Origin of the sequence: Acidisoma cellulosilyticum, assembly GCF_020621385.1 — a bacterium.
In the GTDB taxonomy this organism is placed as follows: domain Bacteria; phylum Pseudomonadota; class Alphaproteobacteria; order Acetobacterales; family Acetobacteraceae; genus Acidisoma; species Acidisoma cellulosilyticum.
The window spans coordinates 42,130-58,576 of the sequence record NZ_JAESVA010000016.1 but is presented as its reverse complement, the minus strand read 5'-3'; the positions used below and the strand labels follow the sequence as shown (position 1 = coordinate 58,576).

Sequence of the window (16,447 nt, the reverse complement as noted above, 5' to 3'; positions counted from 1 at the left end):
ATCGCTCATGCTGGCCAGGCGGTCTGCATCGGCCCACGGGCGTTGAATTCCCAGTTTTTCTTTCCCGTAGGAACGGAACAATTGCTGCTGAGAGATCGAGTTTCAGCAACACGACATATGCATTGCTGACCGGGTCTTCTAAAGCGCAAAGCGCGGCTCGGGCAAGCCACGAATGCCAAGCCCTTTGATGCGGAACAGATTGCCCGCGCCGAATTGCGGTTTGGCCTCGACCGCGAAGAGGTCATGAACGGCCGGATGCTTGACCCGAGCCATCGAGGTCACATAGATCTCATCGAGATTGGGACCGCCGAAATTGACACTGGTGATATTCTTCACCGGCATGGAGATACGCCGCTCGACGCTGCCATCCGGCGCATAGCGAACGAGGTCCCCGGATATCAACTGGGCATTCCAAAGATAACCTTCCGCATCGACCGTCGATCCATCTGCGACGCCGAGATCGTCGCGGGTGCTCGCAAAAAGGCGTCTACCCGAGGGTAGGCCAGTGGCGATATCGTAGTCATAGGCCCAAATCTCTTCCTGGAAGGTATCGGCGAAGTAGAATGTCTTGTCATCCGGGCTCCAGCAGGGCCCGTTGGAGCAAATAATTCCACCATCGACCTTGGTGATCGACAGGTCGGCATCAAGCCGCCATAGGCCGCAAATCTTCAGTTCCTCCTTGTCATCCATGCCGCCGGCAAAGAAACGACCCTGTCGATCGCACTTGCCATCGTTGAGGCGCGTGCGCGGCTGATCTTCATCGACCAGGCCGATCGGTTCGATCTGGCCGGATTCGAAGTCGAAGAAATAAAAGCCATCGTCGAGCGCCAAGACGGCACGCCCGTCTTGCCCCAGCACCATGGCGCCGACGTCACGGTTAAGTTCCCAATTTTGGACCTTGCCGCTGCGCGGATCGTAGCGCCAGATGGCAGGCTTGCCGACGCGCCGGCCGGTGCCATCGACCCAGTAGAGCCGTCCTTCCTCGACATCCCAGATGGGACTTTCGCCGAGATGGTTCGAGCATTCCAATACGCATTCGATCGAGTAGGACATTCTTACCTCTTGTTCTTGAATGTGGGTTTGTCCGGGGTGCGTCGCCTTACGCACGAGACGCGCTGACGATCAGGCCCTAAATGAGCAAGTCATCGCCGAGTGGTATCGTCAAGGCGTGACGCCCATAGAGCGAAGCCTGCACGTCCCAGGTCAAGGCGATGTGCGACGCGGCCGCGAAAACATCGCGAAAATAGCGCTGCAGCGGGTTGTTGGTGGATAATGCCCCGCCGCCGCCCGCAGTCAAAAGCGTCTCAAGACAGCGCTTGCTCAAGCCAACCGCGAAAGCGACATCGCGTTTCCAGCGAAGCTTCGCATCCTGCCCGACCTCTTCACCGCTGTTCGTCAATGCCACCAATTCGCGCAGATGTGTCCAATAGGCAATTTCGGCAAAGGAGATGTTGGCCGATGCCTCGGCCACACGTAACTGCACGGGTGCCAGCTCCGCCACACGACTGGCACTGAAGGTGGTCGCCCGCAAACGGGCACCTGCAATGAATTGATCCAAGGCTGCCCGCGCTGCTCCGAGAGGAACGGCAGCCAGCGCAAAACCAAACCCGGAATACGCGGGAAGCCTATAGACAGGGCTGTCATGGACGAGTGTCCCAGGAGCGTCGCGCCCTGAAGCCAGTTGTTCAGGCCGCACAGTGCGATGCTCCGGAACAAAGACTTCCTGCATTTTGACATCGTGGCTGCCGCTCCCTGCCAATCCGAAGCCACGCCAATTATCCAGGCTTTGGTAGTCGTCCTTCGGCACCAACAGCATCAATCGGTCCGGCGTGCCCTCGATCTGTGCCCCGACAATCATCCAAGTTGCCGCATCGACGCCGCTGGCAAATGGCCACCGGCCACTCAAACGAAAGCCCCCGACGACCGGCTTCGCTCGACCGCAGGGGAATGCAAGACCGGTTGCCGCAACGGCGCGCGGGTCGGAGCTGTAGGCGAAGTGCAATGGCGGTTCAGCGCTATCGCTGTGATTCAGCGTTTTTCTTCAAAGATCTTGTAAAACTTCCCTCAAGTAGCGAAGCGACTCCCGCTCCCCGTCCTTGCGCTTGCCAAGGTCACCCGCCGGCCAGCCGAATATCTCGTCCTCATGCTCAATGGAGAGCGTGCCGTCGAACCCGTAGCCCTGCGCTTTTCTCAGGAAGCCAGCCCAGTCCACTAGACCGCGGCCAGGTAGCGTGTAGCGCCACCAGCCCTCTCCAGCGTAACCCACCGCCTGCAACAGCTCGGCGTCGATCGCCGCGTCCTTGGCGTGCAGGATTTTCACGCGGTGATGCACGGCATCCAACGCCCGCAACGGATCGATGCCGAGCCGCACGAGATGGGAAGGATCAAACTCGAGGCCGAAGCGCTCATCCTGCAAAAGATCGAACAGTTTGTGCCAGCCGTCCGGCGTGACCGCGACGAAGCGGTTCTCCGGGCCGGGCCAATTCTCGATCGCGAATTGCAGGCTGCTGTCCTTGGTCGCTGCCAGCAGGCGCGCGCCTTGCTCAGCCAGGCTCTCATAATTCGCGTCGTCCGATCGGCTTGCATCGACGCCACCGAAGAGCACGAAAACCGGCACACGCGCCTCACCGAGCGCAGTCGCGAAATCCCGCGTGAGATTGCGGAACGCCGTCTGTTCCGCCGTGTCGCTGCGCAGTTGGCCGCCAAACAAAACGAAGGACGAAATAGAAAGGCCCCGCGCGCGCGCAAGCTCGGCCACGTCCCTGACACGCTCCGGCTTCCCGACATGCCGTCCGATATCAATCTCGATAGCGTCGAAACCGGCTTCGACGGCAAAATCCAGCACCGCCTCGATCGGTTGATCCCCAAATGTGGATGTGTAGAAGCCGATCTTCATATCTGTGCTCTCCGAGTGCGCTTGAGGCGTCTGGTCATTCCTTGACGGCACCCGCCGTCAGGGCACCCACGATATAGCGTTGAAAGATAAGGAAAATGGCAATTGCCGGCAGAAGCGACAAAACGCTTGCGGCTGCGATCAGCTGCGTGGCCGATCCCGTGTAGGTGCCGAGGAAATTGAAGATCCCGACGGCAATCGGCAGCATGTTCGGCCGGCTCATCAGGATGAACGGCACCACGAATTGCGACCAGCCAAGGATCGTCGTAAGAATGAAAGTCGCCATCACGCCGGGTAGGGCCAATGGCGCTATGACACGGATAAATCCGGCAAAGCGCGTGCAGCCGTCAATCATCGCGGCGTCGTCCAACTCGAGAGGAATACTGTCGAAGAAGCCCTTCAGCATCCAGGTAGCGAGCGGCGCCGCGACCGCGACATAGACGAGTGCCGCGCCAAAGGTGCTCTCCGTCAGGCCGATGGCCTGCATATATTGATAGAGCGGCACCATGATGACGAGTGGTGAGATCATCTGAAACGCCAGCACGGCGAGCAGCAGCTGGCTCTTGAAGCGAAATCTATAGCGCGAGAAAGCGTAGGCCGCGGGCGCACCCACCAGAACCGAGCCGGCTGCGCCGATCACCGACAGGACAAGACCATTCCACAGATAACCGAGAAACTGCGGATTGCGCAGAACATAGATGAAGTTCTGCAAGGTCGGCGCGCGCGGGATTATTCTGAGTTCTGAGACGAAGACTTCGGCCGCGGTGCGGATCGATAGGGACAGCAGCCAGACAACCGGCGTCAAGAAAATGAGAAGGATGACGGCATAGACCAGATAAAGGCCCAGCACGGTGCCGGGCGTGCGGCGAGTGAGCGGTGTCATGACCGCAACAGCCTTGCATAGGCCATCGTCACGCCAAGACCGATCAGCAGCATCAGGACCGCGAGCACACTGCCTTGGCCCAGATCGAAATTATGGAAGACAGTGTTGTAGGTGTCGAGCGACAGCACCTCCGTCGCTCGTCCCGGTCCTCCTCCGGTCAGCGGCAGGACCAAGTCGAAGGTGTTCAGCGAGAAGATGCTGACGAGAATGATATTGATCAGCAGAATCGGCTTGAGCTGCGGCAAGGTGATATGCCGCAGCACCTGAAAGGCCTTGGCACCATCAAGCGCGCCCGCCTCATAAAGATTGTCGGGAATCGCCTGCAAGCCGGCATAGAGCAAGATCATACTGAGTGCCGTGCCGCGCCAGATATTGGCGATCGTCGCCGACCAGATGGCAACATCGGGGTTGGACAGCCAAGCCATCGGCGGCAGACGCAAACCGGCCAGAATGGCGTTGAAGAAGCCGAAACTCGCCTCGTTCAGCATGAACTGCCAGATGATGCCGGATGAAACGCCAGGAATGATCCAGGTCGCAAGCACGGCAACCTGAACCAGCCGCACGCCCGGCAGTCGTCGCCGCACGCCGGCATTGAGGGCCAGCGCCACGCACAGACCGAGGAAAACCTGGCCGATGATGCTGCCGCCGACAAAGATGACCGTCGCCAGCAATATCCCCGGGAAATCGGGGTCGGAGATGACGGAGGCATAACTGTCGAAGGTGTAGCTGTAGCCGGGATCGGTCAGGCTGGCGTCGGTAAAGCTGAGCCGCAACACATCCATGGCCGGATAAAGATAAAACAGAATCAGCAGCAGGCCGAGCGGCAGCAGCCAGGGCCAGACACGAGGGTCCACGACCTTTCGGCGCAGGGCAGCGCGGCGCGGCGTCATCATCCGCGCCGCCTTGCCAAGATCACTTGCTGCCGGCGGCATCGCTGTAACGCGCGGCCACACGGTTCACACGGGCGACAGCGGTATCAAGCGCCGCATCCGGACGTCGCTCACCCGACAGAACTTCGCTGATCGCGATCTGCAATTGGTTCGAGATTTCCGTATAGATCGGGTAGCCCGGCCTTGCGTGGCTATCCTTCAGATAGGTCTTGATCTGCTGATAGAAGGGGGTTGCAAACATCGGGTCGCTGTCGAAAACCGCCTCGCTCGTCGGCAGTCTTTTGAGGGCAACGACCGCCGGTCCCATATAGACCTCGCGAACCAAATCCATGCAGGCCTTGACCTTGGCTGGGTCTTTGGAGAAGGCGACGAAGGTCCAGCCGCCGCTGGATGTTGCGCGCTCATCGGCCGTCGGCCCCGGCAGCATGGAAATGGCCCAGTTCTTGAAATCCTCCGGCTTCATGGCCGCTTGCAATTGGCCTTCAGCCCAATCGCCATTCACCATCATGGCCGTCTGGCCGCCGATGGCTGCCGCCGTCAGATCATCATAGTTGCTGATGCTGGCGACACGCGCCGGTGCGGCACCGGATTTGATGAGTTGCTGGTAATAGGCGATCGCCTTCAGCAGATAGGTCCGGTTGGGCTCCTTGCCGAAGACTGGATTGCCCTTGTCGTCGATCAGCTTCCCGCCTTGCGCCCAGAACTGGGGCAGGAAGTCGATCATCGTGATCTCGTTACGGCCGCCATTGAACATGATGCCGGCCGCCGCACCGTGGGACTTGGCGGCCAGCGCCATCCGTTCGGTCTCAGCCCAGGTCTGCGGCGCCTGCGGCACAAGCGCCGTATTGCGGTAGAGCAGGCGCAGATCGGTCGTCCACCACCAGGCATAGATATGGCCATGATGATCGGAAATGATCGGCAGAACGAAGGGGAAAAGACCGGCCTTGTCCTTGTCGGTGAAATAGGGATCGACCGGCTGCAGCAGATGCTGATGAATGAACAGCGGAACTTGAAAGGAATCCATCGAGGAGCAATCGGGCGCTGTGCCGTTGCGCGCCTGTTGCAAAAGGCGCGCATGCTCCTGCGGAATCTGCAGTGACATCAGCTCGATATTGACACGCCAATCGGGGTGATCTTTGGCGTATTTTTCGTATAGCGCCGTCATAGCAGCCGCGAATTGCGGCTGCGCATTGCTGTTGGACTCGTCGGTCAAAACCCGAAATGTGAAGTTATGCGACGCATCGGCGCGACCGATCCGGTCCGGGGTGACGAGATCATCGGCCCAGGCCGCCGACGCCATGAGTGCTAGACTGGCGACGCCCGCGAGCAAGCGATTGATCCAGTAATGACGCATAAGATGTCCTCCCTTTTCTGCTTTTTGCAGTTTTTATTTGTGTGAGAGAAGCCAGCCTCAGTCGGTTAGTCAGTATTCGGGTTGCCTTGCCGTCCGTCACAGTCCGCCGACGGCGAGACGCGCGCCCGTCTCCGCACTTGTCGTGGCCGCAACCACCATCGCCAGACTATGGATATTGTCCTGCCCGATCGTGGGCGGCATGGGACCACCCCGCACCGCGGCGACGAAATCCTGCAGCACGCCCAGATGTCCACCGACGCGGTCGCCCGGCGCGAGCGGCGGAATATCCAAGACCACGGTCTTATCGAACAGGCCGTCACGCGGGGGCACTTCCAGCTCCGCGTGGACGCTGTCTTCTCCGTCCCAGCTGATGCTGCCATTGGCACAGACAAAGCGCCAATTGCTTTCCCAACTGGTGCCAAGACCTTTGGCGCACCAACTGCCATTGAAGGTGAAAACGGAACCGTTCGCCATTTCGAAAATCGCCGCAGCCGATGATCCCTGATGGTACCAACTGCCTGGCGGGTCCCATTCATGCGCGTAAACGGCGACGGCGTTCGACCCTGAAAAAACCCGGGCCGAATCGAAGATATGGATCGCCATATCGACCAGCAACACATGGCGCATCTCTTCACGAAAGCCGCCGAAATGCGGCGCCTTGAAGAAGTCGCAGTGAACGCTGGTGACATGACCGAGTTGGCCGGATGCCATTAGCGCCTTGATCCGTCGAATGCCCGCGATATAGCGGCGGTTCTGGATTACAGCATGGATTTTGCCGACCGCCTGCGCTTTGCGCACAAGATCCCGCGCCTGTTCCAGCGTTTCGGCCATCGGCTTTTCTGTCAGAACGTGACAACCCTTTTCGAGTGCCAGCGATACCAGCGCATGGCGCGCAGCCGGGACCACGACATCGAAGACGGCATCAGGCTTCGTCTGATCCAGAAGTATCGCGACATCCGTGCTCACGCGTGCCGCATCATTCCCGTAGGAGGCAGCAGCCGCCTGCGCTCTTTCGGCATCGATATCGGCAAAACCCACCAATTGCAGATCGGGGATCTGTTTCGCAGCCTCGATCCAGCCGCGGCTCATCGCCCCACACCCAACCAAAACGGCTCTGACTGGCATCGATATATCCTCCCGTCCGGTCTTATTCTTGCTTTACGAAACCGGGATGGCATTGTAAACGTTTACGGGCTATACGACCGAAGCGACCGCCCGGTCAAGGAGAAGATGTGAAACGCGGGGAAAAACAAAACACACAAGCCGCAACGGGCGACCAATCCATCCGCGCGCCCCACGGCATCCGCGAACTGGCAGCCGAACTCGGCATCTCGATCGGCACGATTTCACGGGCCATGAACGGTCGGCCGAACGTCAATCCCGCCACGAAGGCGCGCGTACTGGAGGCCGCCGAGCGGCTTGGCTACCGCCCCCAACAGTCCGGTCTCAGTCTACGCACGGGTACCACCCGCACCATCGGCCTGCTATGGGAAATACCCTTCGGGCGCGAGAATTACGGGGATGCGTTCTTCCTCTCGCTCTTCATCGGTGTGCAGGCACAATTGTTTGAACGCGGCTATGACCTGACAATCCTGTTTGATCGGCCCAGTAGCGGCGGTCTCGCCGAGCCGCCGCTCGGTCGCCTGAAGGACGCCATTCAGCGCCGGCAGGTGGACGCGTTCATCATCCCCTGGACGCGCGTCACCGATGCCCGTCTCGCCTATTGCGCGAAACAAGCTGTGCCGTTCACCGCCCTCGGCCGCAGCAGATCTGGTGGAAACCATCCTTGGATCGATTTGGACTTCGAAGGTGCCATCTATAAGGCCACGCGCAGACTGCTTGGTTTCGGCCATCGCCATATTGGGCTCATTCTCGTCTCCAGCGCCCTCATGCAAAATCAGTTCATCATTGCCGGCTATAAGAAAGCGCTTGCCGAAGATTCGACGGCGCTCGACGACAAGTTGATCGTGCAATGTGAAGCGATCCCTCAAGGCGGTATCCAGGCCACGGATAAACTACTCGGCTTGCGCGCAAGACCTTCCGCTTTCATCGTGATTGATTCCGCGGTGATTGTCGGAGTCTACGTCAGGCTTGCGGAGCTCGGCCTGCGCTGCGGCCAGGATATCTCAGTGATCGGCGGCGTGCAGGACAATCCTATTCCGGAATTCCTCTCCCCGCCCCTGACCTGCTTCGGCCTGGATACAATCGCGCTTGGCAAACGTTTGGCTGAGGTTGCCTTGTTTGCGCTGGATAAGGACGAAACCGAAGCAGAACGCCCAGTAGTCGCCGAACTTTGGCCGCTGAAGCTCATCGCCCGCGGGAGTGATGGATCTATTCAATGAGGTCCGCCCTGTCCTCAACACTAGGCGGAAGGATCAACCGTATCAGAAATAGAGGAGTTATTGGCAGCGGGTTCCTCATTTTTAGGGCGGTCTTCTGCCCTCTTATCCCAGGCGGTTACGACGAAACTAGGCCGTTGAGCGCATTTTCCCCGCCGCGCTTATAGCGCCTTTCAAAACCCTTGTACGCGAGGGTGCTGTCAGGTTGCTGGGAACGGTAGGCACGGAGCAAACTCTGCGCATGAGACGATCCCAGAACCCCACCGAGGCTTCCGTTTTCCAAGGGAGATCATCGCCCATGCGGTCTGGTTGTATCACTGTTTCAGCCTTAGCCTGCGGGATGTCGAACTGATCCTGGCGGCCCGGGGCGTGACCGTCAGCTACGAGAGCATCCGGGACTGGGGCATCCGTTTTGGCCGGCAATACGCTGCCGCCCTCAAGCGCCGTCGTCCAAGACCCGGGGATAAATGGCACCTCGATGAAGTGTTTATACGGATCCGTGGGAAGATCCACTATCTCTGGCGGGCTGTCGATCAGAACGGGGTGGTGCTGGACATTCTGGTGCAAAAACACCGTGACACGAATGCGGCCAAGCGGTTTTTCCAAAAGCTCCTCAGCGGCGGAACTGAAGCGCCTCGGGTGATCGTCACGGACAAGCTGAAAAGCTATGCGGCGGCCAAACGAGACATCCTACCGAAGGTCGAACACCGGCAAAGCCGTTATCTGAACAACCGAATAAAGGTTTCGCATCAACCGACCCGGCGGCGAGAGCGGCAGATGCAGCGTTTCAAATCGATACGGCAAGCCCAACGCTTCCTCTCCGCTCATAGCCGTATGCACAGCCACGTCCAACTCCGCCGCCATCTCATTCCCGCAGTCGATTATCGCTCCTTTCGTGACGCGGCTTTTCGTGTCTGGCGGGATGTCGCCCGCATCGCAATCACCGAGTGACTTGGCAACCGTTCATGTCCAAACGCACACGCACTTCAACAACCTTACAGCACTTCACCCGGGGCAACCTGACAGCACCTCTCGTGGCAAAGCGTCGTGGGAAGGGCTTCTACTTTACGGAAGACCAACGCCGTTGCCGCCCGCCCGGCGCTGCTGGATGACAACCGCAATCACGAGCAAAGCCCCTTGCGCGATATCCTGCCAGAAGCTGTTGACGTTGAGGATGATCAGCCCGTTTTCCAGCACACCCAGAAGGATAACCGCCAGAATCGTCCCGACAATGGTGCCGCGCCCACCCTGCAGCGCGACACCGCCAAGGGCCGCCGCGGTGATCGACTGCAGTTCCAGCCCCTGGCTGCCGGAGGTCGGCTGACCTGACCCGGTCCTGGCTGTGAGCAAAATGCCGGCAAGCGCCGCGACAAAGCCCACGAGCATATAGCACCCGATGATGTAGCGATTGAGCGGAATGCCCGCCAAACGCGCAGCCGTGGCATTGCCGCCGACCGCGTAGATATTCCGGCCGATATCCGTGTAATGCAGCATCACCTGCACCAGCGCCGCGATCAGAAGCAGAATCCAGATCAGAACGGGTATGCCGAGCAGGTCTCCGCGTGCCAGAAACACGAAAAGATGGTTCACGCCAGTATAGCCTTGCGCCCGGCCGTCAGAGACGAGATTGGCCAAGCCGCGAAAGGCGGCAAAGGTCGCCAGTGTCGCGATGACAGCGTTGACGCGGCCATAAATGATGACAACGCCATTCAGCAGACCGAGGCAAAGCCCGAGAGCGAGAGCTGCCGCAATACCGGCAAGCGCGCTGCCAGTCGCCATGAACACCATGGCCGATACCACCGACGTCAGCCCGGCCTGGCTTCCGACCGAAATATCCAGGCCACCGAGCAACATGACGACGGTCTGGACGACAGCCAGAACACCGACGATCGCAATCGTCGTGCCGATCGTCGCGATATTGCTGGCATAGAAAAAATTGCTGTTTTGCGCGCCGATAAAAGCGACGAGAACAACGAGCGCCAGCAGCAGGCTGACATTCTGCACACCGACTGCGGCGAGCACCCGACGTTGCAATGCCATATGCGTGGCAGGCGCCATCTTGGCCGGCTCTTGCACCGAACTCGTCATGCCGCATCCTCCAGAATAGCCAAGCTGAGAATTTTTTCTTCCGTCGCCTCCGCCCGGGTCAGCTCACCCCTTATGCGGCCGCCCTGCATGACGATGATGCGGTCGGCCAGACCCAGCACCTCCGGCAATTCAGAAGAAATGACCAGGATAGCGCTGCCCTGTGCAGCGAGCTTATCGATGATGGCGTAGATATCCGCCTTGGCACCGACATCGACACCACGGGTCGGCTCATCCAGGATCAGCATCTTTGCATCACTCGCAAGCCAGCGGGCGAGCACGGTCTTTTGCTGATTGCCACCCGACAGTGTCGCGACTTCCTGGTTGATCGTCGGTGTGCGCACGCGCAATTCCTGTACGTAACGGCGCGCGATACGGCTTTCTTCCGCCCGGCTAACGAACCGCAGTTTCTGCAAGCGTCCCAGCACGGCAAGACAGATATTGTCGCGGACGGAGCGCTTCATCAGCAACGCCTGCTGCTTGCGTTCCTCGGGTGCCAAGGCAAGACCCGCACGCACGGCGTCGCGCGGCGAGTTCAGAGTGAGCCGCTTGCCATCGACCTCGATCTGCCCCGTAAGGATCGGTGTATCGCCGATAATGGCATGTGCAAGCTCCGTGCGGCCCGCACCAACCAAACCGGCCAAGGCCACGACCTCCCCGGCCCGGACCTCGAAACTGATGTCACGCACATCGGTCGTAGTCACCTGATCGACCCGCAGCACGCCGCGGCCGATGCTGCGCGGGCTCCTTGCGAACAGGGCCGAAAGGTCCCGCCCCACCATCATGCGCACCAGTTCCGGCTCGCTGGTCTCGGCGGCGGGGCGTTCACCGACGCTCGCACCATCGCGCAAGACCAGGATACGGTCGGCGATCCGGAAGATTTCCTTCATGCGATGGGACACATAGATGATGGCAATACCTTCGGCCCTTAGCTGCGCGATGAGGCGGAACAGGCTTTCGACCTCATGATCGGACAACGAGGATGTCGGCTCGTCGAAGGCGATGACGCGCGCGCCGCCGGTCAGGGCGCGGAGGATTTCAACCACCTGGCGTTGCGCCGGCGACAGCGTCCGTCCGATTTGTTCGGGCCGCAAAACCCCGGTGAAACCATAGCGCGCCAGATCATGCTCCAGTTGGGCGCGTAGCGCGCCGCGGTCGAAAATGCGACCACGGCGCGGCAAAGCCCCGGCATAGACATTCTCGGCAACCGAGACATCGGGAATGATTTCAGGCTCCTGCACCACCACCCGCACCCCGACATCGCGGGCGGCATGCGGCGTCGCGAAGGCCATGTTTTTGCCATCCACCGCGATGCTGCCGCTGTCGGGCTGATGCACACCGCTCATCAGCCGCAGCAGCGTGGATTTGCCGGCACCGTTTTCCCCCATCAATGCCAGCACCTCCCCGGCGCGGGCATTGAGCGACACGCCGCGTAGCGCTTGGACAGCGCCAAATCGCTTCGCGACATTGTCCATATGCAGCAGAACGGCACCGGTCATCGCGTCTTGCCTTAAGCTTGTCTCAGTCTGCCTAGCTGCAGCTTCCCATGACGCCCTTCCAGGTTTCGGGCGTCACGATTGTTGTCTTGGCAATAGTCTTGGGTGGCAGCGGCGTGTGGTTGCGGATGCTGTCGACCAGAACCTGCACGGCAGCACTGCCGACGTCATGTCCGCTGATGAACAAAGCCGCCTTGTTGCCAGACGCCTGCCCTGCCTGCCAATCCTTGCAGGTCAAATAAGCCCCAAGCCCGACGCCGATGACATTGTCCGGCGCCAGCCCGGCATTGGCGAGCGCCGTCACGGCCCCGGTTTCATTCTCATCATTGCAGCCCCAGACCACCCAATGCTTGATCTGCGGATTGGCCGTCACCACAGCGCCCATGCGGTTCTGGGCGTCGACCACTGAATTGTCGGTGCCGATTTTGACGATGACCGGCATATCCGCGGAAATGACGGATTTGAAACCGTCCTCCTCGCCGTGTTCGCGATCCTGGCAGACAGAGAGCTGCTCCTCGAACGCTGCCGCTATCTTTGCCTGCTTCGCATCCCATCCCGCTTTCTTGTAGAGCTGGCCAGCGGCCTGTCCAACCTTGAAGCCCATCTGATAGCCATCAAAACCGACGAAAGGGGCGACTTGGCCTGTACCGCTTTTGATCGGGTCATCCGACGACACAAGAGGGATCTTAGCTTGCCCGGCCATGTCGATGACCTGCGGGCCGATCTGCTGGTCCGGCACCACAATGGCAATGCCGCCGACCTGCTGACCGATCATGACATTCATGGCGCTGATAGCCGCGTTGGAATCCATCTGCACATTGACGACATTGATCTTTACATTGCCAAGCGCCTTGGCTTCGTCGCGCGCACCTTGCGCTTCATCAACAAAATACTGCTGGTCGCCTTGCTTCTGGATATAGGCGATGGTCAGGGATTTATCAGCAGCTTGGGCCATCGGAAGCTGGCCAAATGTGCCTAATCCGGCTGTCGCCATGAATAAGGTCGTAATCGTTGATCTGGACCAGGCCATGAACTTGTTCCCCACTCGTGATCTATTATTTTTTTTAAAACGAGAGCGCTGAAGTCGGCAGTATACATTGAACGATAGTCTATTCCGTACCTAGCCCTTGGATGCCAGGCTATCCGTATCCGGTCGGCATCAAATGTCGGATGATTAGAAGAGTCAAGTCCGTCTTATATTAAGCCAAGGATATTAAGAGACCTTCTTCACCTCCTTGGCACCGACATGCAGGTCTTTCGCGGCGACGGTGAGAAGTCGTCTCATGGCGCGATCTGCCCTTTGCTCGCTGCGCATCCTGATCGCCTCCAGGACCTCTCCGTGAACACTGAACGCTTCATCGCCCGACATCGCCGTCTCGGTCGATATACGAAAGGCGGCCAGCAATACGGACGAAATTGTACTGCCCCATTGTTCCAGGAATATGTTTCCGCTGGCGCTCAGCACCGCGACGTGAAAATCAAGATCCGCCTCGACACGCTCACCGAGCGTCTTCGCATTCTGCATGCGGTGAAACGCATCCTCCATCACCGCCAATTGCGCCGCGGTAGCATTGGCTGCCGCCAGCGCCGCCGCACCCGGTTCGATAAGCAGACGGCATTGCAGAAGGCTAGTGAGAAAGCGCTGATCAAGTTCCGGTCCTGACCAGGAGAGCAATTCGGGGTCCATCAAATTCCAGGTCGCCCGCGGGCGAACCCGCGTGCCCGTCCGCGGGCGTACTTCCACCATTCCTTTGGCGCTCAGCACCTTGATCGCCTCCCGCATTGCGGAGCGGCTGACACCAAGCTCGTCACTTAATTCCTGCATGCTGGGCAGCAGCGATCCAGCGGGGATCTCCCCTGACAGGATACGGCGGGCGAGATCCATCAGAACATTTTGGTGAACGCGCGGCCGCGCATTATTTCCTACTTGCATCCCGCATTCATCCTACTATTGTCGCAATCAATCATATGTTTTCCCACGCATAAGGGAAACGAAAGACAAGGGAAAGGAGGAAATAATGCGCGTCCTAGCGTCTTTATTTATGCTGTGCGGCTTTGCTCTCGGTCTCGGCACGCTGCCGGCCCAAGCTGCATCCACCACAAGCATCGGTGCCATCTACCTGGACTCCCAGGGCTATTACGCCGGTGTCCGGAAGGGTGTTCAGGACGGTGCCGCCACGATGCACCGGTCCATCCGCTTGGTCGAAACAACCGCCCAGGATGATCCTTCCAAGGAAAGCGCCTTCATCGACACGCTGATTTCCGCAAATGTCAAAGCGATCCTGCTCTCCGCCGTGTCGGCAGAGGGCTCGGTCCATGCCATTCGCCGTGCCCATCAGGCCGGCATCCCGGTCGTCTGCTACAATACCTGCATCAGCGGTACAGCGATGAAGACATACGTCTATGCTTACGTCGTGGGTGATCCCGTCGCCTTTGGCACAAAGCTTGGCGAAGCGGCCGCCGACTATTTTGTGAAAGCCGGGATCACTGCGCCTAAGATTGGCGTCGTCAACTGCGAATTCGTAGAAGTCTGCATAAATCGCCGCAAAGGTTTTCAGGCAGCACTGCTTAAGCGTGTTCCTGGCGCCAAGCTTGTCGATAATCAGCAGGGCACAACGGTTGACGCGTCGGTCGCCGTTTCTGAGAAGATGCTAACCGCGCATCCCGATCTTGATGCCTTCTTTGGCGAATCCGGCGGCGCCACGCTTGGCGCGACAAAGGCCGTGCAGCAAAACGGCGGCAAGACCGTCGTCTTCGGCAGCGATATGACAACAGACATCGCCCATGCCCTCGCCGACCATAAGATTCTCAAGGCGGTCGTCGATATCTCCGGCAAGGCCGTCGGCCATCTCGCGATCCAGGAAGCCATGGACGCTGTGGATGGCAAGACTCAGACCGATCCGACGGTGCCGGCTGCGATTGATCTGTATAAGACGCCTGATCAGGCCAATGCATGGCTGCAGACGCATGCTGACGGCATCCCGTAAGCGCGGCCAGGATTAGATCTGATGATAACCATACCCGTTGCCGAAATCCGCCAGGCAAGTCGACGCTATCCGGGTGTGGTCGCGCTGGACCGCGTCGACTTCGCGGTTCAGCCAGGCGAGGTGCGCGCCATCTTGGGCAAAAACGGCGCTGGCAAATCGACCCTGATCCGCTTGCTGACCGGCGCAGAAACCCCCGACGACGGCACAGTACTGTTGGCAGGCGAGCCGTTCCGCGAACAAGGTGAAGGGCGAACCCGCGAAGCCGCAGCACGCGGGCTGCGCGCCGTCTACCAGGAGCTCAGTCTTGTTCCCAGCATGAGCATCGCCGAGAACATGTTTCTGGGCGCCTGGCTCCGGCGCAGCGGCATGCTGGACCATGCCCGCATGGTGTTCGAGGCACGTCAGGCCCTCGCGCGTCTCGGCCTCACGCTCGATCCCTCTCTTCCGGTCTCGTCACTCAGCCCGGCTGCGCGACAGATGGTGGAAATCGCACGCGCGTTCCTCGGCACGCCGAAGCTGGTCATTCTCGACGAACCGACAAGTTCGCTCGCAGCCGCCGAGGTCGACCAAGTATGCGCTGCGGTTCGAGATGTCGCCGCCCAAGGCACGGCTGTTCTCTATGTCAGCCATCGCATGAGCGAAATCCGCAGACTGGCCGATACCGCGACCGTCCTGCGCGATGGCCGTATCATCTCCACTCTCCCCGTTGCCGAAGCACGCACGGAGGATATCGTGCAGATGATGCTCGGCCGCAGTGAACAAGCGCGGCAAATTACACCACAGGTCGGTGGTCGTCCGCTGCTATCGGTGCAGGGTCTATCCCTGCCGCCCAAACTGCAGTCCATCAGCCTTGATCTGAAAGAGGGTGAGGTGCTGGGCATTGCCGGGTTGTTGGGCTCCGGCCGCACTGAACTCATAGAGGCAATCCTGGGCTTTACGAAACCGGCTGCGGGTATTGTCGCCGTAGACGGAAAAGCCATTGCCCGTCGCGGCTACCGGAGCATGATCCGACGCGGCTTTGGCTATACGCCGGAAAGCCGCAAGGAAGACGGCATCATTCCGCTGCTCGGTGTCGATGAGAATACCGTCATCACCGATTTTCGGCGGGTCGACCGTATCGGCGTTCTGTCGACATCGGCCATTGCGCGCGCTACGCGCGGGGTCGTCGAACGGCTCCACGTCAAGACCGCCGCCACCACGACGCCTATTGGCACGCTCTCCGGCGGCAATCAGCAGAAAGTCGTCATCGGGCGATGGATTCATGCCAGATCGCGCATCCTGCTACTGGATGAGCCGACACGCGGTGTGGACGTCGAAGCCAAGAATCAAATCTACGACATCATTCGCGGCCTGGCGCGAGAGGGCCGCGCCATCCTCTTCGTCTCAAGCGAGATCGAGGAGTTGGATCAGGTCTGCGATCGCGTTCTGGTCTTGCGAGACGGACAAATCGCTGAAGAGCATACAGCCCCTGACATCGATGCCGAGCGGCTTCTGGCCGCCTGCATCGGCTGAGGATTTTC

General features: G+C 59.7%; 15 protein-coding genes. 4 read left to right on the top strand and 11 right to left on the bottom strand.

The genetic code is table 11. From position 1 onward, the window contains the following. Window positions 1-138: 138 nt before the first annotated feature. The 7 genes from ACELLULO517_RS26275 to ACELLULO517_RS26245 all read right to left on the bottom strand — a co-directional run bounded on the left by ACELLULO517_RS26275 (window position 139) and on the right by ACELLULO517_RS26245 (window position 7,145). Window positions 139-1,053, bottom strand: coding sequence for an SMP-30/gluconolactonase/LRE family protein (locus ACELLULO517_RS26275; protein ID WP_227310493.1), 915 nt, complete (start codon window positions 1,051-1,053; stop codon window positions 139-141). Between the two features lie 76 nt (window positions 1,054-1,129). Next, window positions 1,130-2,002: an acyl-CoA dehydrogenase family protein gene (locus tag ACELLULO517_RS26270; RefSeq protein WP_227310492.1), complete on the bottom strand. Its 873-nt coding sequence runs from the start codon at window positions 2,000-2,002 to the stop codon at window positions 1,130-1,132. A gap of 39 nt (window positions 2,003-2,041) precedes the next feature. Then, window positions 2,042-2,896: a sugar phosphate isomerase/epimerase family protein gene (locus tag ACELLULO517_RS26265; protein WP_227310490.1), complete on the bottom strand. Its 855-nt coding sequence runs from the start codon at window positions 2,894-2,896 to the stop codon at window positions 2,042-2,044. 34 nt (window positions 2,897-2,930) lie between these two features. Next, window positions 2,931-3,776: a carbohydrate ABC transporter permease gene (locus ACELLULO517_RS26260; RefSeq protein ID WP_227310488.1), complete on the bottom strand. Its 846-nt coding sequence runs from the start codon at window positions 3,774-3,776 to the stop codon at window positions 2,931-2,933. After that, a complete protein-coding gene (locus tag ACELLULO517_RS26255; RefSeq protein WP_227310486.1) occupies window positions 3,773-4,669 on the bottom strand; it encodes a carbohydrate ABC transporter permease in 897 nt (298 codons plus the stop codon). Before ACELLULO517_RS26255 ends, ACELLULO517_RS26260 begins: the two co-directional genes overlap by 4 nt. A 19-nt stretch (window positions 4,670-4,688) precedes the next feature. Further along, complete coding sequence (locus ACELLULO517_RS26250) at window positions 4,689-6,020, bottom strand: extracellular solute-binding protein (RefSeq protein ID WP_227310485.1); 1,332 nt, start codon at window positions 6,018-6,020, stop codon at window positions 4,689-4,691. Window positions 6,021-6,116: 96 nt separating this feature from the next. Further along, complete coding sequence (locus ACELLULO517_RS26245; protein WP_227310483.1) at window positions 6,117-7,145, bottom strand: Gfo/Idh/MocA family protein; 1,029 nt, start codon at window positions 7,143-7,145, stop codon at window positions 6,117-6,119. 107 nt (window positions 7,146-7,252) lie between these two features. On the opposite strand from ACELLULO517_RS26245, the gene ACELLULO517_RS26240 reads away from it, so the two are divergent. Both ACELLULO517_RS26240 and ACELLULO517_RS26235 read left to right on the top strand, forming a co-directional pair. Beyond that, on the top strand, window positions 7,253-8,362 hold the full coding sequence (locus ACELLULO517_RS26240) for a LacI family DNA-binding transcriptional regulator (RefSeq protein WP_227310470.1): 1,110 nt from the start codon (window positions 7,253-7,255) through the stop codon (window positions 8,360-8,362). A gap of 246 nt (window positions 8,363-8,608) precedes the next feature. Next, window positions 8,609-9,310, top strand: coding sequence for an IS6 family transposase (locus tag ACELLULO517_RS26235; protein ID WP_227310550.1), 702 nt, complete (start codon window positions 8,609-8,611; stop codon window positions 9,308-9,310). Between the two features lie 114 nt (window positions 9,311-9,424). Here the strand turns inward: ACELLULO517_RS26235 and ACELLULO517_RS26230 are convergent, their stop codons facing one another. The 4 genes from ACELLULO517_RS26230 to ACELLULO517_RS26215 form a co-directional block, all read right to left on the bottom strand. After that, entirely contained in the window at window positions 9,425-10,447 is a 1,023-nt protein-coding gene (locus ACELLULO517_RS26230; protein ID WP_227310468.1) for an ABC transporter permease, read from the bottom strand. Continuing rightward, the gene (locus ACELLULO517_RS26225; RefSeq protein ID WP_227310466.1) at window positions 10,444-11,943 is read right to left on the bottom strand and encodes a sugar ABC transporter ATP-binding protein; all 1,500 of its coding nucleotides are present in this window, start codon (window positions 11,941-11,943) and stop codon (window positions 10,444-10,446) included. Before ACELLULO517_RS26225 ends, ACELLULO517_RS26230 begins: the two co-directional genes overlap by 4 nt. Before the next feature lie 31 nt (window positions 11,944-11,974). Then, a complete protein-coding gene (locus tag ACELLULO517_RS26220) occupies window positions 11,975-12,895 on the bottom strand; it encodes a substrate-binding domain-containing protein (RefSeq protein WP_227310464.1) in 921 nt (306 codons plus the stop codon). A 258-nt stretch (window positions 12,896-13,153) separates the two neighbouring features. Further along, window positions 13,154-13,873, bottom strand: a complete 720-nt coding sequence (locus ACELLULO517_RS26215; protein WP_227310462.1) for a FadR/GntR family transcriptional regulator — start codon at window positions 13,871-13,873, stop codon at window positions 13,154-13,156. Window positions 13,874-13,958: 85 nt separating this feature from the next. On the opposite strand from ACELLULO517_RS26215, the gene ACELLULO517_RS26210 reads away from it, so the two are divergent. Both ACELLULO517_RS26210 and ACELLULO517_RS26205 read left to right on the top strand, forming a co-directional pair. Then, complete coding sequence (locus ACELLULO517_RS26210) at window positions 13,959-14,927, top strand: substrate-binding domain-containing protein (RefSeq protein WP_227310460.1); 969 nt, start codon at window positions 13,959-13,961, stop codon at window positions 14,925-14,927. A 21-nt stretch (window positions 14,928-14,948) separates the two neighbouring features. Then, window positions 14,949-16,439 (top strand): sugar ABC transporter ATP-binding protein, encoded by a 1,491-nt coding sequence (locus ACELLULO517_RS26205; protein WP_227310458.1) that lies wholly within the window; start codon window positions 14,949-14,951, stop codon window positions 16,437-16,439. Window positions 16,440-16,447: the final 8 nt, after the last annotated feature.